We start from the raw sequence: 22711 nt of genomic DNA, 5'->3' as shown, positions 1-22711 counted from the left end.
TCGCTCACACTGATGCCACTGCGCGCACCTGGTACACGTCCACAGTGCCTATTTATGCGGTTCGCGCATCGGAGGGGATGTAATGCTCGTAGTTCACGCGGAGTTCCCCATCGATCCCGAAAAGCGCGACGAAGCACTCGACCTGATCCGAGAACTGGTCGAACAGTCGCGGGCGGAAGACGGCGTTATCGACTATCAGGTCGCGACAGATATCGACGACCCGAATCTGTTCCGCTTCACCGAACAATACGAAGACGAGGCGGCGTTCGGTGCCCACGCCGAAACCGACCACTTCGGGACCTTCGAGTCCGCGCTGCCGGACCTGCTCGCCGGCGAACCGGACGTTACCCGGTTCGAGGTCGACTCGGCGTCCGAAGTCGAACTGTAACGCCGGCCCGACGAGATAGTCAGGCGAGACCGCTCGCCCTGTCTGACTCAGGGTTCGTCCGGTCGTCGTTTATAAATACTTGGGGCGAGTCCAGCCTCGCTGCACGCACCCCTTGGTAATATATCGTTGGGGGAAGTATTACATTCCGTAATGACGAAAGCAGCCATCATCATCCTCGCAGGCACAGAAGGACACGAGAACCTCGGTCGACTCGCGAACGGCCTCGAAGCGGCAAAGGAGTTCGCAGAGAACGATGAGGACGACCTCCAGCTCATCTTCGATGGGGCCGGGACGCAGTGGATTCCGGAACTCGAAGACGAGGACAGCGACTACCACGAACTGTACCAGACGGTCAAGGACGACACGGCCGTCTGTGACTACTGTTCCGGCGCGTTCGGCGTTGAAGACGCTGTCGCCGACTCCGGACTCGTCACTCTGGACGAGCACGACGGCCACCCGAGCATCCGCTCGCTCGTCGCCGACGACTACGAAGTCATCACGTTCTAACCCCGACAGCAGGCTGGTCACGTTCGACCCTACTGTGGTGAAACACGACGCGGCTTTATCCATGGCCGTGTAAGTACTTCACAAGAACCACTGCCCAGCCCGGGTTTGATCTCGGGCCGCTGTGAGCTTTCCACAGGATCAGATACTATATGATTTTGCCAGCCTCATGGACGATTGTCGTGATAGTAACGGGGATCGTCATCGTCGCCGGGGCGACAAACGGGCTTGCTGGCTTCGGCTTCGCTGTTGTCGGGACGATGGCGCTTGCGACCATCATTGACCCAGCGACCGCCGTCGTGTTCATGATTCTCCCCATCCTCGCAGTCAACGTTTCACTAGTTAGAGATCTCTCACGGCGTGAGCTTCGTACCTGTAGCCAGCGGTTTGGACCCCTCATCGCTGCAGCGCTGGTCGGAACTGTTGTCGGGATGGCTGTACTCGACAGGCTCCCGGAAGCGCCACTCCGTGTCGGACTCGGTTTACTGACCTTGGGGTTTGTGGCGACCGCCCAGAAGCGGGTGCCGCTTCCCGGATGGGTGTCAGTGGGCAACAGCGACCTCGGGAAGACACCGTTCGCGATGATCGGCATCGGTGGCGTTTCGGGGGCACTGTTCGGCGGAACGAACGTCGGCGTCCAGCTCGTCGCGTATCTCCGGAGCTTCGACCTCTCGCACAGCCTGTTCGTCGGTGTCGTCGCGCTGGTGTTTCTGGGGCTCAGCATCACGCGGGTCGCCTTTGCCGGCGTTTTCGGCCTGTATCCCAGCGCGGCTGTCGCCGGAGCGTCCGTCCTTGCGACCGTACCGGCCGTTGCCGGTGTCGCAGTCGGGAAGCAACTCAGGACCGCTATCAGTGACCGTGCTCGTCGCGCCGCCGTTTTGACATTACTATCGATTATCGGTCTTAGACTAACCGCCGGTGGCCTTGGTATCGCGTAAGAGTAAGAGATTGTTGCCTCCATCTCTGACGCATACCGAACGCGTGAGAGTCAGTATTGCGCAGTATCCAGCCGTCTATTGGATGCTTTGTCGAAAGTAGCATATCACCGAAACGCAGCGGATTTGCCAGGGTTGCATCTTATATTAGGCTAAAGAACGTAACCGGGCCAATGAAAAACACGTCTACGACGCTTTCTCGACGGCAGTACTTGGCGGGAGCCGGAACAGTTGCGACGCTCGGTCTTGGTGGCTGTCTCGGCCTCGGTGGCAGCGATGAGATAACCGTCGCATATATGCCGATCTTCCCGGATCTCCAGTGGTTCGTGATGGAAGAACAGGGGTATTTGGACGAGATTGACGCGACCATCGACGGTCGGGAGTTCACTGACGGACCGGCCATCGTCCAGGCCTACGGCAGCGGCGAACTGGACGTGGCGATGTTCGGCATCGTCCCGTCGATGATCGTCATCGACAGGGGGCTCCCGGCGAAGGTGACGGCGGCAAATATCAAGGAGCCGATGGCGATTATGGTCCATGACGACCTCCAGTCGCTCTGGGACGAGCACGGCAGCGATGCGTTCGCAGTCTGGGAAGAAGAGCGGGGCCAGAAGTTCCGGTTCGGAACCTTCCCGCAGGGGTCCGTGCCGGATGTGCTGCTTCGGTACTGGCTCCAACAAGAGGGCGTTGACGAGTCGACCGTTGAGATTATCGAAATTAGCGGCGCAAACGCGGTGTGGCAGGCCATCGCCAACGGCGAAGTCGACGGCTCCTCTATCATGGAACCGGTCCCGACCCGCGCCGCACAGGAAGACGTGCCCGTTCGGACGTTCAGAACTGCCGCAGAGGTGATGCCCGGCCAACCGGCCGCAGTGACACTGATGAGCGACGAAGTCCGCGACTCGGACGTTTCATCACAGTTCCTCGAACAGCACGTCCGTGCGACGGAGTTCATCCGGAACAACACCGAAGCGACGGCCGATATCGTTGAATCCGGCATCGGGATGGCCGCCGACCAGGCACAGTCGGCGCTCGAAGGCCCTCTCTCGAATTTCGTCACCGACCCGCGGGAAATCGAGAACGGGACGGAGGTCTTCTCAGAGTTCGCCAACGAGAACGGCCAGATCGATGAACGGCTCTCGCTCGACCAGATCTTCGACTACAGCGTCTACGACAACCTATGACCGGACGACAGGGAGGGCGCGACAATGGCAATTGAAGTCGGTGACGATAGCGAGTACGCCGACGGGGTCGACTCGCCGATGTTCGATATCGACACACAGCGGGCGCTCCGCGGGAGCGCCGGTATCCTCGGGTTCCTCGTGCTCTGGTGGCTCGTGGCCCTGACCCAGCCGAGCTACATCCTCCCAACGCCGGTGGCTGTCGCGGAGACGTTCGTGGCTGAGGCCGCTTCCGGCGACATGGCGGTTGCACTCCTCAGCAGTATCATCCACTGGCTCCCCGGCGCGGTCATCGGGACAGGCCTCGGTGTCGCTGCGGGAGTTGCGCTTGGCTGGAGTCCATATCTCGACGACATCTCCGCCCCAGTCGTGCGCCTCCTGCGACCGGTGCCGCCGCTGGCGCTTATCGGCTTCGCAATTGCCTGGCTGGGGATCAACCACGCTGGGGCCGCGTTCATCATTGCTATCGGCGCGTTCTGGATCAACTTCTACGGTGCCTACGGCGGTGTCGAGGGCGTCTCGGACGATCTGCTGGACGTTGCCCGAAGCCTTGGGGTCCAGGGAGACGTGGAGCTGATCCGGTCGGTCGTCATTCCGGCATCGCTTCCCGAAATCATGACTGGCATTCGAACAGGAATCGGTCGCTGCTGGATGCTCGTCGTCGCTTCTGAAATTTTCGGTGTCGCTGGCATCGGCCGTGAAATCCTTCGAGCCTCGAACAACCTTCGGGTCGATGTCGTCATCACCTACATCCTCGTATTGAGTGCGATGTTCCTGCTAGTCGACACCGCCTTTCGGGCTGTCCAACGGAGGGCGCTCGCGTGGCGATGACCGACGAAACGATGCAGCCGCGGGTCCTCGTCGACGGTATCGGCCGGCGGTACGACACGCCACAAGGCAGTGTCCAGGCGCTACAGGACGTCACCTTCGATGTTAGTGCCGGTGAGTTTGTCTGTATCGTCGGCCCCTCCGGCAGCGGGAAGACAACGCTGTTTCGCATCATCGCGGGGCTCGAACCCGCGACGGCCGGGACAGTGTATCTCGGCGGTGATCCAGTTGAAGGGCCTGGCCCAGAACTCGGACTCGTGTTTCAGGAGTACCACCTGTTTCCGTGGCGCACCGTCTCTGGAAACGTTGGCTTCGGGCTGGAAAAACAGGGTGTCAACAGCGAGCGGCGACAGCAACGCGTCGATGAGTTGCTTGAACTGGTCGGCCTCGACGGCTTCGCGGACAGCTATCCCCGCGACCTCTCGGGCGGAATGAAACAGCGGGTCGCACTGGCTCGCGCGCTCGCCGTCAATCCCGACCTCCTGCTGATGGACGAGCCCTTCGGGGCCGTCGACGCTCAGACCAAGCGCATGCTACAGGACGAGCTCCTCGACATCTGGTCGGAGACAGGAAAGACGATTCTGTTCGTCACTCACGATGTTGAGGAAGCTGTCAAACTCGCAGACCAGGTCATCGTCATGGCGTCGGAGCCGGGCCGCATACGGGAAATCGTCGAGGTCGACATGGACCGGCCGCGGTCGCGGTCCGACGCTGAGTTTGGGGACTACTACGAGCGGATTCTCGGCCTCATCCAGTCGTGATTACCCGTCGGCCGCGGCCCACTCCAGCAGTGGTTCAAGCCGGGTCCGAACCGCGTCACCATCATCGGTCAGCGCGTACTCGACCCGCGGGGGAATCTCGTCGTATTGCGTTCGGGAGACCAGCCCGACCGATTCGAACTCCTCCAGCCGCTTCGAGATGGTCGACGTGCTCGCCCCCGAGAGGTGGGCCTCAATCTCGCTGAAGCGGAGCGAGTCGTGAGCCCGGATAATGCTTATCACTGCATCGCGTACTTCTGGCTGAGCGTGTCGATGGCGCCCGTCAGCGGGCAGTAACACGTCCCGTCGACATCACAGGTCGGCTCGTCGTTTCTGGTAGTATCCGCCATAGCTTCGTGGCCTCGAACCTCCTCTATAGCTTTGGACTCCACAGTACAATTACTTCGGGAACAAAACCTGTGTCAATGCAAGAGTCACGCTCCTACGACCTAGCCCTGAGGTCGCCGCCGTCGGGACGACCGAGGCCGAGTACATGGCCGAACACGGGACCTGTTCGTGTCGCACCGTCCAGATGGCGGACGTTCCACGGGCGAAGGCGGCCGCGAACACCGACGGCCTCGTGCAGGTCGTCAAACATCACGAGACCGACGAGATCGTGGGTGCTCACATGGTCGGCCCCCGGGCCGCCGACATGATCATGGAAGCGACGCTGGCCGTCCGGTTCAGCCTCACCGTTGACGACATCATCGACACCATCCACCCGTTCCCTACGTTCAGCGAGGCGTTCAAACATGCCTGCCAGGCCTTCCGCCGAGACACGTCGACGATGAGTTGCTGCGTCGAGTGAAGCGGGGATGGTGTCCCAATTTCTAGTTGAAGCGGGAGTAGCTCCAAACCGGGCGGCTACGTAGGTCCGTCCACAAGCTATGGACTCGACACTGTTCCACACAGCCGACGGAGAGCCGGTTCCCGCTGTGACGGCCGCAGAGATGCGCGCGGTCGACAGGGTTGCCGTCGAGACGTTCGGCCTGAGCCTGCTCCAGATGATGGAGAACGCGGGCCGGAATCTGGCTGCAGCGGTCCGTGAGGTCCGGTCTGGTCCGGTAACAGTTCTCGCTGGTAGCGGCGGCAACGGCGGTGGCGGCCTCTGCTGTGCCCGACACCTCGCAAACCGCGAGCTGTCGGTCTCGGTCGTTCTCGACCGCGACCCGGGAGAGTTGGAAGGCGCGGCCAGGACCCAGTACGAGACGCTCTCTGCGATGGACGTGCCAATCGATGTCGGCACAGCGGCACTCGAAAGCGCTGACCCCGCAGCACTCGTCGACGCGCTCGTCGGGTACGGTCTCGACGGCGCGCTGCGCGGTCAGGCTGCGGACCTCGCTCGTGCGACTGCGAAGCGTGACTGCCCGGTAGTGTCGCTGGACGTCCCCTCCGGCATAAACGCGACGACCGGCGCGGTAGTGGGGCCGGCCGTCGACCCCGACCAAGTGGTCACGCTCGCGCTTCCCAAAACTGGCCTCACCGAGACGGGGGCGGCGCTTCGCCTCGCCGACATCTCGATTCCGGCTGGCGTGTACGAGCAGTTGGATAGCCCCTACACGTCGCCGTTCGACGACTCGTACACGGTGGAGATACGACGGCAGTGACACGGCGGTCCGGACCCCTCGGGCGTTACAGCCATCGACAGAAAGTCCTGCCAGCGGACCGAAACAGCAGCCATGACCGACCCGATGCTGTTTCCGAATGCGGTCGCGTCGGCCTCCTTGACCACGAGCAGGCTCGTGAGGCCAGCTTCGAACCCGTCTCGGAGACCGTCACAGCCGGCTCCCGGTCAGGGTACTACCCCGGCGGCGACGACACCGATGTGACACTGGTCGCCGACAGAGAAAGCGGTCGTGTACTCGGCGGGTCAATCGTCGGCGAGGACCGGGCCGCGATCCGCATCGACATGCTCGCGACGGCTATCGAGGCGGACATGACCGTGGACGAACTCGAACGGCTGGACCTGGCGTACGCGCCGCCGTTCAGCCCCGTCTGGGACCCGGTGCTGGTGGCCGCGAAGGTCCTCAACGGCAAACTGGACTGAACGAGGTCGCGGCGGAAAAACGACGGCAACAGTCACTCACTGCTGGACGATGGCCCGTTCGATTTCGTCCTGTGCGTCGGCAACGGTCGTCTCCGTTCCGTTCCTGATTGCGGGTGCGACGAACCGGAGCTGGTCGTCGGCGAACACGGCCAGCGTCAGCCGCGGGAACTGGATGCCGGTGACGGTCTCCCCGGTCATCGACGAATCGACACAGCGGTTCCGAAAGCCGACGAGTTCGACGCCGCTCTCGTCGGCCCACTCCTCGAACGCCTCGTACCGGTCCAGCAGGAAGCGGCCAGTCTCGGTCTCCGCGGCCACCGTTGACGGACAGACGCAATCGCCGGTCACGTAGAGTTCGGTGTCGGCCACCTCGTCGGCGAGGTCTCGGAGCCGTTCGATGACCGCCTCCTGTTGTGGTCTGGCCGTCTCAGGAGCGAGTGAGCGGACGAACAGTTCGAGACGCAGGTCTGCCGTCGTCGCGTTCAGAACTGCTTCGGGGGCCTGCATCGTCACCCACCATCAGTACGGGCCACTCTTTCGCGTCGTCGACGCATGTGTGAATAAATCCCGCCCCTGCTAATAATCGTGCGGTTAACCCGGCGTAACAGGGTGCGATCGGTGTAAGCAACCTATTTGATGGTGTGTTCGGAAACAGTTGGTATTCGCGCAGGCACTCTCCGCTCTCATGTCTCTCTCACCACACACAGTTCTTGTCACCCTCCGCGACCGCTACGACGCCACGGAGGAACCGGTCGCCCCCGACACGGTTGCGGACCTGTGTGGCGAGTCACCGGCGGACGTGATACGGGTGCTTCGGTCGCTCTGTGGGACCGAGTTCGTCGTCGAAACCGACGACGGCTACCGGCCCACGATTACTGCGAGGGAGTTTCTCCGGCTCAACGTCGAACTGGAGGACGTGGTGGCTGTCGACGTGGTCGACGGGTGAACGCCTCCAAGTTTCAAGACCCGGGCTCCTGTAGGGCCTGCAACAGCTGTGGTATGGGACTGACAAACATATGACCGAAAACGATACATCGACGACAGAGTTCGATACCGAGACGGACGACCGGACGCGTCGGGAGATTGACCTCGGAGCGCGGGAGTACTCGATATACAAGTGCCAGAACTGTGCCAACGTCGTGCTCTCGATGCAGGATTGTGACGGCGGGATGACCTGCCACGGCGACGAGATGAAGCGCGTGACGCAGTCGAACTTGGAGATTCGGCCGCCGGACATCCGACAGGTCCTGCTCGACGCCTTCGGCCTGCCGAAGCCGGGGCTTGACATCTGCCTCTGTGTCATCGGCGAGGGGCCGCTCTCGTCGAAGGAATTAGCTGCCCAACTCGATTACGAAGAGGGGACCATCAGGAAGTACCTCAACGAACTGGTCGAGTTCGGATTGCTGGAAAAATCCCAACTCAACCGCGAGTCCGGCGGGTTCGTGAACGTCTACCACTCCATCGACCTCGACGAGATGCGCACGGAGACGCTGATCGGCTTCTACGTCTGGGCCGGCGAGGCGGCATCGCTCATCGAGGAGGCAAACCTCACGAAGGAGGACTACCTAGACGCCGACTATGACAGCGGCCTCGACGAGATATTCTGGGAGCGGTTTCGCGGTAGCGGCGGGAGCGAGTGAGTACCCGCCAGTCCTGATATATATAGCTACCGGTGACTAGACTCGCGTCCGCGGGTCCGAGATGTCTTAAGGAGCGTATCGATCCACAGTCGGGATACAGCATGAGCTCCGAATCACGCGCTGTCAGCTGGGACCAGTCGAGCACCGTCTCGCGGCCGTACTTTGCCGATATCGACGTCGCCTTCGGCAATATCCACGAACTGCTGGGTCGGAAGTGGCATCTTCGAATCGTCTATCACCTGCTGGAGGACGGCCCGCTGGGGTTCAGTGACCTCAAGAGTCGCCTCGACGGCGTCTCCTCAAAGATGCTCTCCGAGAGCCTCTCTTCGCTCGAAGACGAGGCGCTCGTGACCCGAGAGATCGTCAGCGACCAGCCCGTCAGGGTGGAATACTCGCTAACCGAGCGCGGTGCGGCGCTGGAGCCAGTCGTCGAGGAACTGCTCCGGTGGGACGCCGAACATTCGCCAGCGGAGGAAAAGCGATGACGCATTACGACGTGCTCGTCATCGGTGGTGGCACGGGGAACAACGTGGCCGCGGCAGCCGCCGACGCGGGCCTCGAAACGGCGCTCGTCGAACCCGGTCCTCTTGGAGGAACCTGTCTCAACCGCGGCTGTAACCCCTCGAAGATGCTCATCCAAGCTGCGACCGCGGCGAACCGCGTCCGCGAGGCCGACCAGTTTTTCAACGACGCCTCGCTGGACGACATCGACTACGCCGCCGTCATCGACGACATGGACGAGACGCTGTCCCCGCTCGCGGAAGGCATGGAAGAGCGCTACGCAGAGAAAGACCACCTGACGCTGTACGAGCACGAGGCGGTGTTCGTTGACGAGCGGACCGTCGAAGTCGACGGCGAGCGTCTCAGCGCGGACCAGGTCGTAGTCGCCGCCGGCAGCCGACCGGTCGTCCCGCCCATCGACGGCCTGGACTCGGTCGACTACATGACCAGCGCCGACGCCCTGTATCGGCGCGACCAGCCCGACTCGCTCGTTATCATGGGCGGCGGCTACATCGCCGTCGAACTGGGCTACTTCTTCGAGTCTATGGGGACCGACGTGACGCTGGTCGAAATGATGGACACGCTCGTTCCACGGGAAGACCGGGCGCTCTCAGCGGCCTACACGGACATCGCCCGGGACCGCCACGAGGTGTTCACCGGCCATCGTGTGACGGCCGTCGAGGAAGCCGACGGTGGCGTTCGGGTCCACGCAGAGACGGAGGACGGCGACGAAGTAGCGGTCACCGGCGACGACGTGCTGGTGGCGCTGGGTCGCCGCCCGAACACAGACACGCTCAATGTGGACGCCGCCGGCATCGAAACCGACGACAACGGCTTCATCGTCACCGACGACACGCTGGCCACGTCGGCCGAGGGCGTCTGGGCACAGGGGGACATCGCCGACAACGCGATGTTCAAACACGCCGGGGACTACGAGACGCAGGTCACAATCGAGAACGTTGTTCACGATGGGACCCGCGAGGCCGACTTCTCCGCGATGCCTCACGCCATCTTCACCGAGCCACAGATGGCCGGTGTCGGAGCGACCGAAACAGAGCTAGAGGAGGTCGGTCGGGAATATGTCACCGGCCGGGCGGAGTTGCCGGACACGCCGATGGGACGGGCGAAAAAGCTCGACCATGGGTTCGTGAAGGTCCTCGCCGCACCTGATGGCGAGATTCTGGGCTGTCACGTGCTGGGCCATGAGGCCTCAACAATGATTCACGAGGTTGTCGTCGCAATGCGGCGCGGAACGGGAACCGTCGCCGATATCACCGAAATTATGCATGCACACCCGACGCTCAACAAAGTCGTTGAGTACGCCTTCAGAGACGTCCCAGTGTAGCCACGCCGCTCCTACGTTCTCAACCGAAAGGTTGTTTTACGTGCTCGTGGTGATTTCATCGGACACCAAGTACACTCCCACAGCCTTTGCATCGCCAGACATCGCGTTTTCCAGTTCCGATACGAATCTGTGGTGGGCCGTCTGCAGTCTCCTCAACAGCCATCTCGTCTACTTCTTCGTGCTCGACTTCGTCAACGGTGTCGAAATGCTTGTCACAGTTCTCACAGTGTGGCATGTGTAGACATATCTGAGCAGGATAATAAATGACTGCTGATTTTAACCTCTTCGACAGCGCTGTACAGTCAGTGTCCACAATTAGCTGAAATCCACGGCGAATCGGAAACTAACACATATATCCGACAACCGTGTATTCCTCCGTTATATGCAATTCTGTGATGAGTGTGGTTCAATTATGCACACGGAGGGCGACACATGGGTGTGTCGCTCCTGTGAGAACGAGGAGCAGCGGGACTCGCAAGCAGAAGCAGTGATGGCGACACAGGACGGACAACAGGACGACGGGGCACCCGCCGTAGCCGACGCGACCCAGGGCACCACCGAGACGATGCAGGAACCCTGTCTGGCAGACAACTGCGACAGCAACCGGGCCTCCTATGAGATGCTACCGAAGCCGGGTGGCTCCTACGAGGTTCGGCTGTTCACCTGCGTCAAGTGCGGCCACAAGTGGCGTGAGTCCTGACGGCACATTTCACGAATTCCGGAGGTGGCTTTTTTGTCGAGTCCGGAATCTTGACACCTCGGTAAATGGATCTTGTCCGATACGACTATCGAAGACCTGCCTGGGAAACCTATTGAGGGAGGGTACCAGTACCGACTCTGTTGGGAGAGCAGGTCGAAACCGGACTAGATCAGTAGGCGCTTCGTGTCCGCTCATCGCTGGGGCTTGGCTCCGCCGGCCAGCTGCTGCTGATCAGCAGAGACCCATTCTGTCAATAATTGTTCGTTCTGGCCGGTAGTGATTACCAGCGTGCCAGCGCGTCCGTTCCAAACCGTTTGGAGATTATTCCAAGGAACGTCAGTACCCCGGTCAAAACAGTTCCACCGGCAATAAAAAACACCCACTCCATTCCCACAGAGTCCATCAGGTACCCTCCGAGAAGCGGGGCAAGCAGCGCTCCTGGGCGCCACACGAGTCCACGGATTCCGATGCTGCTCGTAATCCCGCTTCCTTTCCCTTCGTCAGCAAAGAGGGCCATACTAGCAGGCTCACGAATACTGTCTGCGAACCCAAGGAGTCCATTCAGTAGCAGTACGACGAAGAACACGTCAGGAACGGTTCCAAGTACTGGCAGCGTCACTGAGATTCTGAGTCCCTCACCTACCGATGACGCCAGTGGGATCGCAAATGTGATAAGACCGTAGAAGCCGCCCCCGACTGCAATAAAAAGTCCCCGACCATATCTGTCCGAAAACCGGCCCATGAATGGCTGGCCGAGCATATTAGTGAATTTTTCGGTGGCGACGACAGCACCCACAGCAGTGGCACTGAGTGCAAGACCACCACGAGCCACGGAGACACCGACAAAGATCGGAACCCAATTTCGAACAAGCGTTACAGAGACTGCATACTGGGCACGAAAACTCGTCACCGTCAGAATCCGCTCGTTGAGTGCCAGTTCGAAGAAGGCAAATCCTTCGATAGCCGAATCGTCTGCCTCGACAAGGAACCAGACACCGAAAAGCGCGATGACAAAGAGAACAACCAAGACCACGAAAATCGGGTCAAATCCGAACGCATCATAGAGAACACCCGCTCCGATCGTTCCAATAATTCCTGCCGCCATCCGCCATGAATTGTACTTCCCGATCTGATTTGCGCGTTCGTCTGCAGCGGCGAGTTCTCCGACAAGAGCGAGACTGATAATACCCGTCCCGACGATACCCAGCCCCTGTAGTATTCGTGCAAGGATGAATCCCGCCGAAGAGTCCACAAAGACGAAGAGTCCGTACGAGATAGCACTGAGAAGCATCGAGAGCAACAGCAGAAGACGCTTATCATACCGGTCTGCGGCCCATCCAAGCGGGACGAGTGCAACCGTCCGACCGATGCCAAGTGCTGTGACAAAGAGGCCGACAACAACCCCAGTCGCGCCGAGCTGTTCAATATAATTCGGGAGCAGTGTGAGAAGTGTTATGAATCCAAGACTGGCAACGAACCGAGTCAGATAGAGAGGATAGAATTGGAATCGATCAGTCACACGCGAACGCATTATACCCCCGTAATTAATCCTCTCGACTTCGGGTTAGTCGACCAGACTCAGTGTTTATTAAATATCTCTAAAAAACAAAATGGTACAATTATAACAAAACCAGGTACGCTACATATAATTGTGTTCAGTGGCAGAGATACGATAGCGGAGTAGGATAGCCCGGAGATTCCGCTGGGCTCATGACCCGGAGATCGGTGATTCAAATTCACCCTCCGCTATCAACGTGTCTCGATACTGTCCTGATCTATCACTTACTGTTATCCCAATTAGGTCAGCTGGTAGTCGGAGACCTGTCACCACAGAATGTTGGTCGGTGTCAGGGTCGCTTGAGTGCACCTTCAGCGTCGAAGAGACTGTGGCTGTCTTTTGACTCACCGGGATGATCCCGTGCCGCTTCTGGATCGAATTCGACACCCAGACCGGGTTTGTCAGGTACTTCGATTGCACCGTCTTCGACTTCCCAGTCATAGTCAACGATTTCCTCACCCCAGTCAACATCTCGGCTCATATGCTCCAGCACTTCGAGGTTTTCAATGCCCGCACAGAGATGCAGCGAAGCGGCAGTATTCACACCGGCATTCGGGTTGTGCGGTGCGATCGTCATGTACCGTGATTTGGCTATCGCAGCCGCATGCTGGACCTCTTGGAGACTCCCGTAGTTAGTCACGTCCGGCTGGATGAATCAGGACTGTGTGGCCTGCAACGCAGTTTCGGACTCACTTGAGGACTGTGACTCAGCGATTATCCGATCTAACAGACTGGCTCCCTCCTCGATTTTCTGATTCGGGTCGCTATCGAGTTCGTTCTCGTACACTATCCAATCAACACCAGTGCGAGTAGCTGCCTCGATAATACAGTCCATCTCAACAATCCCATCACCATGCGGGACGTTCTCGTAACCGCTGAGGAAACCAGCAGACGCGACATCTCGAAGGTGGATCATTTCGGCACGCCCATCAAATAGTTCAAGCGCGGTACCCGGGTCATACCCAGCTGTCTGGATTTCGGCGACTTCCACTTCGAAACAGAGTTCGCTTGGTCGTGTTCTTGCGATGAGGTTCCAGAGCGGCGTTTCACTGGATATCTGTTCTGGATCCTTCGGTTCCCATCGGCGTGCCATCGTCTGGAGTGTATCACCGACTCGTGCCGGGACTGGTGTTTCTTCAACGAGAGTATGTGCGCCGTCTGGAAGTAATGGGGCAAGAAGCCTCCGATCATTGTGCAATCCGAGGTGCATATCATAGTCGCCTAGCCCTGCAGCAACGTCCCGGAGACGGTACGAGAGCGAACGTACTGCTTGCCGAGTCCGGAATTCGCCAGTCGGAAGATGTGGCACAATAAGCGTATCACAGCCGATTATCTGACACCGTTCAATGAGATCTGCGTCACCATCGAGAGTCTTTTCAATGGTAGATAAATCGGCATGAACTGCGACAGGTTCAATCTCAGTTTCCTCAAGTACAGCAGCAACAGATTCCGGAGACTCCTCTTGAAATCGGTTTGCAAACTCCACACCATCGTACCCAGCATCGGCCACACGACGAATGATTTCTGGAAGCGAATTAGTCAGGGACCGAACGCTGTATAGTTGGATGGCTGTTTGTGGTTCCCAGTTCACATTATATATTACAACTTCGCAACCGAAAGTAATAGAGAATCTATTTGAGAAGCCTCAGTAAAACGATGGAAAATTGCTTATTTATTTGATGTATTCTGGAGCGAAGTTTGATCGTACCGGTTATGCACACTTTGGTATTCGAAATCAAATTCGTTTGTTGCCTGATTAATCCAGAGAATCCCGTCAACATGGTCAGCAACCGCTTTCATAGTCTTTTCATCGTGTACGGTGTAATTGAATCCGAGTAGACAAAGCCCAGACTCCGATTGCAGTCCCGTGATCCGTTCAATGACGGTTCCAACGTGGTCAATCGGGGCAGCTGCAAGAATTGGAGAGAGTGATCGAACGATGAGGTGGCGATCTCCTGTTTTAGTGCCCATATTTTCTGTTAATTCCGAGAGTGCGATGACCAATCGTTCGAGATCACCTGGCGATGGTATGAAAACCGCGGGTGTCTCGTCGTACAGCGCCGAAATGGATTGCTGCTCAGAAACAGTATCTATAATTCTAAGCGATGGGCGCGCTGTTCGTGTCCCTAGCTGCTCATACGTCGCTATTGTTTGATCAACGCCTTCAGTCGTTGTAACCACAAAGGCTGTATCAGCAGCGGCTCCACGCGTTTCAAGAATCCGGAGGCTGACAGCAGATTGAGAAGGGTCGTCAGCGTGTGCGACGAGTACAGTTGAACCACTCAGCGTATCTGAGAGCAAGTCGACATCTTTGGTAGTACTATCTGTGTTAGTCATATGTCGGTCGGTGGGTCCGCCCAAGCATCTCTAGGTGACCCAGGGTCGGCATAAACAGCGAGCAGGCACGGCACATCTCAGAGCAGTGCCATTGGAGAGCGCATTAGGATGATGGCGACCCAATGGGTAAACGAAGAACGGACAGACGAACTCCTTCGTAGTATCCAGTTAGCGTGTATTAAATAAATGAGTTTTGAATATTGCGTCATTTATCATCTCACGGAAGTCAGATCAAGTCCTCAATAATACGGCCGGCATTTTAGCTGTTTCATTACACGATACTGCGCATTGATAACCGCAAATACCGTTGCGATGCATTCTGGGGTGAACGACATGAGGCTTCCAGTGACTACTTATGTATTCGCACCAATTGCTCGGATAACCGAAAGACGCGCTGTCCCCGGGCAGACCGGTGAAGAGTCGTAGTTTGTTTGTTGCGAGTCACGATGGCTTGGATACTGCGACTACGGGCTGCCCTCCATTATACTGGCGCACTCAGTGAGAGTTCTGGGACCGCTCTGATCGGACCTAGCGATGGAAATTGAAATTGCAACTATAGGCGGTTATGAAGAGGTTGGGCGACAGATGACAGCCGTGCGAGCAGGTAGTGACGTCGTCATCTTCGACATGGGCCTGAATCTCTCCAAAGTACTGATTCACGACAATATCCAGACTGAGAGTATGCATTCGCTGGACCTTATCGACATGGATGCCATTCCAGATGATAGGGTCCTCTCCGAGTTCAAGGGAGATGTCAAAGCGATTGTCCCAACACACGGACACCTCGACCATATCGGTGCGATATCGAAACTCGCACACCGATACGACGCCCCGATCGTGGCGACACCGTTCACTGCGGCGCTTGTCGAGGAAGAGATCCATGACGAGGGCAAGTTTCACGTCAATAATGATATCGTAAAAATGAATGCCGGCGGTACGATGTCGATCGGCGAGCGATGTGAACTCGAATTCGTCAACGTCACCCATTCGATTATCGACGCGATCAATCCAGTCCTCCATACACCAGAGGGCGCAATCGTCTACGGGCTCGACAAGCGGATGGATCACACGCCCGTCATTGGTGATCCCATCGATATGAAGCGGTTCCGAGAGATCGGGCGCGAAGACAACGGTGTCCTTTGTTATATCGAAGACTGCACAAACGCAAACAAGAAAGGACGGACGCCGAGCGAAGCCGTCGCGCGTAGCCAACTGGAAGATGTCATGGTGAGCTTAGAGGATTTCGATGGTGGTATCGTCGCTACCACGTTTTCAAGCCATATCGCTCGCGTCTCGTCAATCGTGGAGTTCGCCGAGCAAATCGGGCGGCAACCGGTGTTGCTGGGACGATCCATGGAACAGTATTCAGGGACCGCTAACCGACTCGACGCCGTCGATTTCCCGGATGATCTGGAAATGTATGGGCATCGCAAGTCTGTCGACCGGGCATTCGAGCGCATCATGAACGAAGGCAAAGAAGACTACCTGCCAGTCGTCACGGGCCACCAGGGAGAGCCCAGGGCAATGCTCACGCGGATGGGACGTGGCGAGACATCGTATGATCTGGAGATGGGTGACAAAATCATCTTCTCTGCACGGGTGATCCCAGAGCCGACAAACGTGGGGCAGCGATACCAATCGGAGACCTTACTGGGAATGCAGGGGGCACGTATCTACGACGATGTGCACGTCTCGGGCCACCTGCGGAAAGAAGGTCACTACCAGATGCTTGACGCACTCGAACCGCAGCACGTTATTCCGGCTCACCAAGATCTCAAGGGGTTCTCCGGGTATATCGATACCGCTGGCACCAAGGGATACAAACTCGGTCGGGACCTCCACGTGACCAGAAACGGGAACACGATTCAGCTGGTTGATTAAATTCCAGTCGGGAGTGTTTCTCGTATCAATTGATTTTTATTGAGCACACCCGCTCAGCCAACCGTATGCTAAACAATATTCCAGATGAGTATGAGATCGATCCAGGAACGGATCTCGATCGGTTAGCTGAGATAACTATCGAACGATATCCTGATGCCATTCGTCGTCCAGTTGAAGAGGTGATTTTCGTTGATGACGGACCGATTGATTATTTGGCATGGGTTGCATTGGATGACTATACACGAGACGAACTCTTCTATTACGACAGAAATCCCGACCAAGACACACTTCGGCGGTTAGTCTCTTGGTCACCGAACAAGGACGATGTGCGCCTTCTCAAGGTCTATTTCGCAAAATAATTCGATATTATCGAGTCAATTCCTCAGGCTGCATTCATCGAAATCCCAGACCCGTATCTTCCCGGTGGTAAACCAAGTGCAAACATCGCGTTCTATCACCGTCCTAGTACTGCTGAAATAAATATTGGTATCAACGCAACTCCGCTGGAACGGAACGGGCAAATCTTTTCCGACGTTAATCGAGTGATTCCGGCCAAGGATCTCGAAACGCTTGCTAGAAATGTCGTCGAACGTTTCTATGATGAACTTGAAGCCACAGCGGAACAGCATGTGATTGAAGGAGATATCGCAGATATGCTTACATCTGATCCCGACTTCCGTCGAGAGACTACAAAACCGCTTCCTGATGGAATTCACCCACTGTATACCGGGGAAGAGGCTGAACTCTGGCAGAAACCTGTCTCAAAGTCAACAGTGATCACCGGGTCTGAAGGATTTATTCAGGTGTGGCTTCCCAACAGTCAGGACCACGGTGGACTTGTCTCGCTCACAAATGGCGACTATGACACGGTTCAAGCTCTTGCATCCGTTCGAACAGCCTTAGAAGCAACTATCGAATAATCTCTGAGCAGTTGTGGGATTTTTTCCAAGTAGCGATATGTTCTTTTGGAGGCAAGAGAGCAGGCCGAGGCTTCGAGAGAGCGCTCGGTCCTGCACATGCTGAGATAGCATGAGGTACCGCGATTCGGAGAGGATATCGCGGGACCAACGCCCTCAGCCGTAATGGCATCATCGGGCCCTAAATCGCCGCCGATCGCTGGAAACTACTGTGTCATTAGGGAGATAATCTCCCAACGGATTCAATGTTACTATTTCTGCAACAGGTCTGTTGGTGGGAACCGATAGCTGAGTTCAGTTTGTATCCTTGATATCGTCCAGTTTATTGACCAGTTCGTCGGTTGAGGCTTCAGTCTCAAACGAGACTTCGCCATCGTGGTCGTTTTCGTGAACTGCGACCCCATCATCTTCATCAGTCTCAACGTTCTGGTCCTGCTGCTCAGATTCATCGTAGCTTCCAAAACCCATACAAAAACAATGGCCACGCGTTCACTAAAAACGACTGATTTCAGATTAGCTCACTCCCGCTTTGATTATTTTGAGCGTCATTGATCGTCCGCATATCTGTGTCGCAACAAATCAGATCAGTAAGATCCTCCATCACTCTCAGATCCGCGATTGATGATCCAGCGCCTCCGTTGACGAGATATACTCTGATAACTGGTCCACGACCGAGCGTACTTCCCGCGAACGTTCCCTCGGTGCTGCCTGAGTCGGTTCCAGAGCGTGTTCGACGAACCGGTACTGACGCCGACGGTACCGATCCGTGAGAGTCGCCACTTTGTGGAGGGCATCTGTCTGAGGTCGCTTGCTGGCGAGAAAAAGAAGTACACTCCTCTGTCGGGCCAGTCCAACCGACCGTTGACATCCCCGAGGTAGTACGGCCCTCCAATCTGGTCACGCAAATCTGCTAAGACACTCAGAAACTGTCCGACAAGACTGCCACCTGACGCTGCTGTGGAACGCATATTCGACTCCCTCGCCCACCAGGGGAGTCACAAAACACTCCTCTCAAGCACGTCTGGAAAGATACCGCTCCCTCTCAGCTGGCACCTTCGACGGCGTCGATCAGATCCGCCGCAGTCGACGAGATACGGTCCAACCGGTCCCGAAGCGTCTCTGGTGCGTCGCCGTCCCACGCCGCCAAGTAGAACGCCGAGTTCTCTGGGTCCAGCCCAAAGTGACGACTGACGACATAGGCAACTGCCTCGGCTTCGACCTCGCGTTTCGACCGCTCCGCCTCATCCTCGACATTGAAGTGAAGGTCCGCATGGGCGAACTCGTGAATCAGTGTACTCGCGAGGGCGGCCCGATTGTCTCGGTCGACCGCTTCGACCATCGGATTTGTCGTCATGACGTTCCGACGCTCGCAGACACCCCGTGCAGACCCATGCTCCCACTCTTCGGGAGCGACGATTCTCGCGTCGACGCCGATCTCGTCGGTGGCGTCCAACAGGTCCTCGACAAGTCCATTCGGGTCGCCGTGAGCTTCTGTCTCCAGTTCGGGAAGCGGTTCGCCCTCGGTCTGAGAGATATCGAACACCGACGTTGGCCGGAACCCGACCAGTCCCCGCCGCCACTGCTCGGGCTCTGTCTCGTCGTACTTGCAATCAGTGTTCTCGTGGTATGACGGCGAATTGCCGCATTCGGGGCACTTCTTCGTGATGATGGGAGCCCAGATCCAGATCGCGTCCTCGCCTTGCTGGACGTAGCGGTCGAACTCGTCTTGCCACGTATTGTAGCCGGCGACTCGGGTTGCTTCGGGACACTGGAGCTTGATGAGTAGCGTGTTCCGAGCCGAGTAATCGTGGAACTTGCTCTGCACATCGAGCCACTGCTGGAACTGCTCGCTAGCTTGGGCCTCGCTCGTGAGGTCGGCAAGATCCTCGACCCACGCATCGAGTTGGTCGCGCATCTCCTCGTCCCGGGAGTCCGAATCGTCGAAGGTGCAAGTGGTCTGCTGGCTGGACGACTGCTCTGGAGTCTCTGACTGTATCGTTGACATTGATCTGTCTCTGGGACGCGCTCTCGGGCACGCCCCTGCACCTCCACTGGGGGACAGAAAATCGACTGGCTGACTGAGCGAGAGCAGAGTGTGCTGGCTATCTGTACCGCTCCGGGGGATAGAAGACGACGTGGACAGCCGAGCCAAGGTTGTACCACGATTTCGGGAGGACAGAGACTTCTAGTCCCCACTCGGCAGCGAACTCGAAGACGTCGAACCAGAGATTGTGTGGCGGCTCTTGCGAATCCAATCGCTCGATATTTCCCGGATAGACGTGCATCGAGTATAACGCCGGCTCGCCATCGTCAAGCCAGAGTGTCGAGTGGTCGTCTGCTGGCGGGCTGTGAGGCGGCCCCTTCGGGTCGCTGTCGGCGTCAAGCGGCGAGTGAGGGCACTCGTCGTCGCCCGTGATAAGACGCCGTATGCAGGCTGTCTCGGTAGGCGCATCGAGGTCGAAGGCTTGGGCAAACGCATCGCGCTGGTACTCGCCCATGATCGCGCCGAGTGCTTTCCAAATGTCCGCCCACGTTGGGTCCTCTGGCTCGTGATCCAGATAGTCGTGGACAGCCTCGCGCAGCTGTCGGTACTCGTCCCATGCCGGGACAGGCTCGTTCGGGCCGGGTGTCGGCCAGTCAGTGCGGTCCATACGCTTGGGGAAATTCCGATGGGGTATCAACTCTCGGGACGCGCCCATACGCCGCATCAGAGAAGAGGTCCTGACGCTAACCAACACCGAGTAGAATGTGGGGCACTGTGTTGGTTAGCCTTCGAGTTGGCTACTCCTCGCTTCTAGCCTCCCACCCCTTGTGGAAGTACACCAGCGCCATGTCGGAGTCAAAACACTGCCCGGACGGAACGTGCTGCAAGACGTTTTGTTCTGGAATCGGTTCAACCACGCCCTCATTGAGTAGACTGCTAACGACCTCACGGCCTCGTGGCTCGTCGATCTCGACGGTATCGAGACGCCGTCGGTCGCGGTCCTGTGCGATCTGTTCACGCTCGAAGCGCTCGTAGTCTGGCACTGTTTCGGTCGGGTCCATAGAGGAAAATCCCTCACCCGACCGGGGAGACACAAAAATAGTGCTAACCGACAGTTGCGAAGTACAGCGGTCGCTGTTGGTTAAGACACACCACCGTTTCCGCAAAACCACGGGGAACCGAGTCAGTTCGGGAGCTTCGGTGCGATCACGAACTGCATCGCTCCATCGGCATCAGGGAACTCCGATTTTAGCACGAGCGGCACCCCGTTTCCGATATGTAGAACCCGATTCGTGCCGTCTGGCAGGACAGCGTTTGCCGATTTGACGAGTGACGAGTCCAGTTTTACTTCGACATCCGCAGGCTCGAAGGCGATGAGATCCGTGTCGTCCCACGTATAAACCATACTGTCAGTGTCGCCGTCTGCGGCAAACCGCACTTCTCCGGCATCGGAGTCAACAGAGAGGTCAAACCGGTCGGCGAGCATATCCGCTGCGTCAAGACCAAGCGAGATGGCGTCTGGACTCAGGTGGACGGTTGCTGGGATGTCGATATCCGGCATCTCGACAGGGTAGCGGAGCGATTCAACTGGGTCAAGCTCGATAGTGCGCGTTATCCCGTCGATGTTGATTTCCAGCGTGCTGTTTGCCGCATCGAGTGCGAACTGTGCAAGGTCGCCTGCGTCGCCGACCGAGAGTGCATCCCGAACCCTACCGACGTCCACTCCTAGTGTCCCCCTCCCTGCATCGAAAGAGGTGAACGAACTCCCAGAAACACGCAAGTCGACCATCGCGTGTCCCTGCAGGTCAGCCGCCCGGATGGCGATTCCCGACTCTGCAATCCCTATCCGCGTCTTGTCCGTGACCGTGCCAGCCGCCGCGAAGATCCGCTCAAACAACTGTACCTCGCCACTGATCTGCAGATGCTGCGGGGCATCGAGCGACAGGAGGTCCGCAGTGTCGAGTTCTGCGTCACCGTCCGCCGGCGTCTCTGGCACGCTCGTTTCGGCGTCTGTAGTTGCTGCTTCGGTGCTACTGGCCGCTGTAGACTGTGACATTTCGATTGCCCTCCACTTGCCGGAGGGCACACAAAATGAGCCGTTGGCGGCGTCGGTGTCATGTTTGCTGTGAATACGGTTCCGTATCCATTAGAGAGGGTGAACTGCTACTGTGTAGGTGTGCATACTGAGCGGTGTTCAGGCTACCTGACGTACCACCCATACAGCACTGCGAGTCCCCCCGAGAATGAGTGTGGTGACACCTGCAGTCGCAAACGCGTGCATTCCACCGATAGCCACAGCAGGTGCCCAGGATGGTGCAGGAAGCAGTGACATACTAAATGCGACTATACCAGATGCAAACACTATAATAAATGAGTAGTCTGAATGTATCCATGTCGGAAGGGTTGGCCAATGGCTGCTATCATCGGTGAGGTAACCGAGTACATAATCAATAGTAATCGCCAATACGAGGCCAATGACAAAGCTTTGCAAGCTAATATCATCGACGAACTCGTCTGGAGCTACGGCCAACACTAGTGGAAGAATCATAGCTACCCCTAATGCACCGAGGGCAGCCGTTGCGACGCCATGAAAGGGGAACTGATCCACCGCATCAGCTTGACTACTCCTCTGACTGAGTTTGGAGGGCGGGGTCACGTCTTCTCACATCATCATAAGAGCCAAGTATTCATTCTTTCGGCGCAATCTTCCAGCGCTACTTCGATTACCCGGTACAGTTGCTAATTAAGAGAGTCAATACTTGATGAAGAAGCGATCCGTAGGGGGTTGGATGGCTTGGCGGCGATGCGCATCTCCAGTGTATTTACTTGGATAAAGTCGTAAAAAACGAAGTGAGGAGACTATGCTGATTTTAGTAAGTGTGGGTACTCTCTAAGCATATGCCCTCAGAAAAACACTGCCCGGACTGCAATGAAGCATTAGAGCGGATGAAACTGAACGAGAGCCACGGACAGCCGTCAATCGTGTCAACGGAGGGTGGACTCGTCAGCCGCCTAATGTCGGGGAGTCTTACGCCAGTTCCATATGTCTGTCCCGAATGCCGCCGGACTCTGTTATATGCTGACTTGATGGAAACGCTGCTATCCCAAGAGAGCGTGAACTAAGACATGGGGCGCAAGAGACCGACCGCTATTCCGTGCCATCGAGCACGTCGTGTTGACTGGTCCGTGTGCGAAGGAAGCCGAGTC

Annotated in this window: 27 protein-coding genes, 1 tRNA gene and 2 pseudogenes; 18 read left to right on the top strand and 12 right to left on the bottom strand. The window is 57.5% G+C overall.

Going from position 1 to position 22711, the window contains the following annotated elements; all coding sequences use genetic code 11:
* The first annotated feature begins 82 nt into the window (after positions 1–82).
* The 6 genes from G9463_RS14450 (at position 83) to G9463_RS14425 (ending at position 4597) form a co-directional block, all read left to right on the top strand.
* Entirely contained in the window at positions 83–388 is a 306-nt protein-coding gene (locus G9463_RS14450; protein WP_004966401.1) for a putative quinol monooxygenase, read from the top strand.
* 150 nt (positions 389–538) lie between these two features.
* Positions 539–895 (top strand): DsrE family protein, encoded by a 357-nt coding sequence (locus G9463_RS14445; protein ID WP_004966398.1) that lies wholly within the window; start codon positions 539–541, stop codon positions 893–895.
* A 149-nt stretch (positions 896–1044) separates the two neighbouring features.
* Positions 1045–1830: a sulfite exporter TauE/SafE family protein gene (locus tag G9463_RS14440; protein WP_004966397.1), complete on the top strand. Its 786-nt coding sequence runs from the start codon at positions 1045–1047 to the stop codon at positions 1828–1830.
* 170 nt (positions 1831–2000) lie between these two features.
* Entirely contained in the window at positions 2001–3011 is a 1011-nt protein-coding gene (locus G9463_RS14435) for an ABC transporter substrate-binding protein (protein ID WP_165897085.1), read from the top strand.
* Positions 3012–3089: 78 nt separating this feature from the next.
* On the top strand, positions 3090–3839 hold the full coding sequence (locus G9463_RS14430; RefSeq protein WP_370457925.1) for an ABC transporter permease: 750 nt from the start codon (positions 3090–3092) through the stop codon (positions 3837–3839).
* Positions 3836–4597: an ABC transporter ATP-binding protein gene (locus G9463_RS14425; RefSeq protein WP_165897083.1), complete on the top strand. Its 762-nt coding sequence runs from the start codon at positions 3836–3838 to the stop codon at positions 4595–4597. The genes G9463_RS14430 and G9463_RS14425 overlap by 4 nt, the downstream gene beginning before the upstream one ends.
* Here the strand turns inward: G9463_RS14425 and G9463_RS24045 are convergent, their stop codons facing one another.
* Entirely contained in the window at positions 4598–4837 is a 240-nt protein-coding gene (locus tag G9463_RS24045; protein WP_370457924.1) for a winged helix-turn-helix transcriptional regulator, read from the bottom strand. It lies immediately after the preceding gene.
* 205 nt (positions 4838–5042) lie between these two features.
* On the opposite strand from G9463_RS24045, the pseudogene G9463_RS14415 reads away from it, so the two are divergent.
* The 3 genes and pseudogenes from G9463_RS14415 to G9463_RS14405 form a co-directional block, all read left to right on the top strand.
* Positions 5043–5402: pseudogene (locus G9463_RS14415) on the top strand (mercuric reductase); the annotation flags it as partial.
* Between the two features lie 79 nt (positions 5403–5481).
* Positions 5482–6201, top strand: a complete 720-nt coding sequence (locus G9463_RS14410) for an NAD(P)H-hydrate epimerase (RefSeq protein ID WP_165897082.1) — start codon at positions 5482–5484, stop codon at positions 6199–6201.
* A 95-nt stretch (positions 6202–6296) separates the two neighbouring features.
* Positions 6297–6641: pseudogene (locus G9463_RS14405) on the top strand (pyridine nucleotide-disulfide oxidoreductase); the annotation flags it as partial.
* A 36-nt stretch (positions 6642–6677) separates the two neighbouring features.
* Here the strand turns inward: G9463_RS14405 and G9463_RS14400 are convergent.
* On the bottom strand, positions 6678–7148 hold the full coding sequence (locus tag G9463_RS14400; protein WP_004966389.1) for an HTH domain-containing protein: 471 nt from the start codon (positions 7146–7148) through the stop codon (positions 6678–6680).
* Positions 7149–7326: 178 nt separating this feature from the next.
* On the opposite strand from G9463_RS14400, the gene G9463_RS14395 reads away from it, so the two are divergent.
* From G9463_RS14395 to G9463_RS14380, 4 genes are all read left to right on the top strand, one after another.
* Positions 7327–7587, top strand: a complete 261-nt coding sequence (locus G9463_RS14395) for a hypothetical protein (RefSeq protein WP_165897081.1) — start codon at positions 7327–7329, stop codon at positions 7585–7587.
* 70 nt (positions 7588–7657) lie between these two features.
* Complete coding sequence (locus G9463_RS14390) at positions 7658–8281, top strand: transcriptional regulator (RefSeq protein ID WP_004966386.1); 624 nt, start codon at positions 7658–7660, stop codon at positions 8279–8281.
* A gap of 101 nt (positions 8282–8382) precedes the next feature.
* Positions 8383–8766, top strand: coding sequence for a helix-turn-helix domain-containing protein (locus G9463_RS14385; RefSeq protein WP_165897080.1), 384 nt, complete (start codon positions 8383–8385; stop codon positions 8764–8766).
* Positions 8763–10127, top strand: coding sequence for a dihydrolipoyl dehydrogenase (locus G9463_RS14380; RefSeq protein ID WP_165897079.1), 1365 nt, complete (start codon positions 8763–8765; stop codon positions 10125–10127). The genes G9463_RS14385 and G9463_RS14380 overlap by 4 nt, the downstream gene beginning before the upstream one ends.
* Before the next feature lie 55 nt (positions 10128–10182).
* Here G9463_RS14380 and G9463_RS14375 read toward each other — a convergent pair whose 3' ends face one another.
* Positions 10183–10362 (bottom strand): hypothetical protein, encoded by a 180-nt coding sequence (locus tag G9463_RS14375; RefSeq protein WP_004966382.1) that lies wholly within the window; start codon positions 10360–10362, stop codon positions 10183–10185.
* 147 nt (positions 10363–10509) lie between these two features.
* Here G9463_RS14375 and G9463_RS14370 point away from each other — a divergent pair, with 147 nt between their 5' ends.
* Positions 10510–10827, top strand: coding sequence for an RPA12/RPB9/RPC11 RNA polymerase family protein (locus G9463_RS14370; protein ID WP_049919453.1), 318 nt, complete (start codon positions 10510–10512; stop codon positions 10825–10827).
* A 280-nt stretch (positions 10828–11107) separates the two neighbouring features.
* Here G9463_RS14370 and G9463_RS14365 read toward each other — a convergent pair whose 3' ends face one another.
* On the bottom strand, positions 11108–12358 hold the full coding sequence (locus G9463_RS14365) for an MFS transporter (RefSeq protein ID WP_165897078.1): 1251 nt from the start codon (positions 12356–12358) through the stop codon (positions 11108–11110).
* A 143-nt stretch (positions 12359–12501) separates the two neighbouring features.
* Here G9463_RS14365 and G9463_RS14360 point away from each other — a divergent pair.
* A tRNA-Met gene (locus G9463_RS14360) sits at positions 12502–12576 on the top strand.
* Between the two features lie 98 nt (positions 12577–12674).
* Here G9463_RS14360 and G9463_RS14355 read toward each other — a convergent pair.
* The 3 genes from G9463_RS14355 to G9463_RS14345 all read right to left on the bottom strand — a co-directional run bounded on the left by G9463_RS14355 (position 12675) and on the right by G9463_RS14345 (position 14722).
* Entirely contained in the window at positions 12675–13037 is a 363-nt protein-coding gene (locus tag G9463_RS14355) for an enolase C-terminal domain-like protein (protein ID WP_338041817.1), read from the bottom strand.
* Positions 13038–13040: 3 nt separating this feature from the next.
* Positions 13041–13895 (bottom strand): sugar phosphate isomerase/epimerase, encoded by an 855-nt coding sequence (locus G9463_RS14350; RefSeq protein WP_241432839.1) that lies wholly within the window; start codon positions 13893–13895, stop codon positions 13041–13043.
* 158 nt (positions 13896–14053) lie between these two features.
* Positions 14054–14722 (bottom strand): hypothetical protein, encoded by a 669-nt coding sequence (locus G9463_RS14345; protein ID WP_152418998.1) that lies wholly within the window; start codon positions 14720–14722, stop codon positions 14054–14056.
* A gap of 534 nt (positions 14723–15256) precedes the next feature.
* On the opposite strand from G9463_RS14345, the gene G9463_RS14340 reads away from it, so the two are divergent.
* The 3 genes from G9463_RS14340 (at position 15257) to G9463_RS14330 (ending at position 17523) form a co-directional block, all read left to right on the top strand.
* Entirely contained in the window at positions 15257–16603 is a 1347-nt protein-coding gene (locus G9463_RS14340) for an RNase J family beta-CASP ribonuclease (protein ID WP_004966377.1), read from the top strand.
* Positions 16604–16668: 65 nt separating this feature from the next.
* On the top strand, positions 16669–16962 hold the full coding sequence (locus G9463_RS14335) for a hypothetical protein (protein WP_165897077.1): 294 nt from the start codon (positions 16669–16671) through the stop codon (positions 16960–16962).
* Between the two features lie 183 nt (positions 16963–17145).
* Positions 17146–17523 (top strand): hypothetical protein, encoded by a 378-nt coding sequence (locus G9463_RS14330; protein ID WP_004966024.1) that lies wholly within the window; start codon positions 17146–17148, stop codon positions 17521–17523.
* 291 nt (positions 17524–17814) lie between these two features.
* Here the strand turns inward: G9463_RS14330 and G9463_RS14325 are convergent, their stop codons facing one another.
* The 5 genes from G9463_RS14325 to G9463_RS14305 all read right to left on the bottom strand — a co-directional run bounded on the left by G9463_RS14325 (position 17815) and on the right by G9463_RS14305 (position 21560).
* Positions 17815–17988, bottom strand: a complete 174-nt coding sequence (locus tag G9463_RS14325; RefSeq protein ID WP_004966025.1) for a DUF5786 family protein — start codon at positions 17986–17988, stop codon at positions 17815–17817.
* A gap of 574 nt (positions 17989–18562) precedes the next feature.
* Positions 18563–19525 (bottom strand): ArdC-like ssDNA-binding domain-containing protein, encoded by a 963-nt coding sequence (locus G9463_RS14320; protein WP_165897076.1) that lies wholly within the window; start codon positions 19523–19525, stop codon positions 18563–18565.
* A 97-nt stretch (positions 19526–19622) separates the two neighbouring features.
* Positions 19623–20171, bottom strand: coding sequence for a hypothetical protein (locus tag G9463_RS14315; protein ID WP_165897075.1), 549 nt, complete (start codon positions 20169–20171; stop codon positions 19623–19625).
* A 130-nt stretch (positions 20172–20301) separates the two neighbouring features.
* Positions 20302–20565, bottom strand: coding sequence for a hypothetical protein (locus G9463_RS14310; RefSeq protein WP_165897074.1), 264 nt, complete (start codon positions 20563–20565; stop codon positions 20302–20304).
* Positions 20566–20687: 122 nt separating this feature from the next.
* Positions 20688–21560 (bottom strand): hypothetical protein, encoded by an 873-nt coding sequence (locus G9463_RS14305; protein WP_165897073.1) that lies wholly within the window; start codon positions 21558–21560, stop codon positions 20688–20690.
* Positions 21561–22711 lie beyond the last annotated feature (1151 nt).

It is taken from the genome of Haloarcula sp. JP-Z28, from assembly GCF_011440255.1.
GTDB lineage: Archaea > Halobacteriota > Halobacteria > Halobacteriales > Haloarculaceae > Haloarcula > Haloarcula marismortui.
Note: the sequence above shows the minus strand (reverse complement) of the source record. Positions and strands in the feature narration are given on the sequence as shown.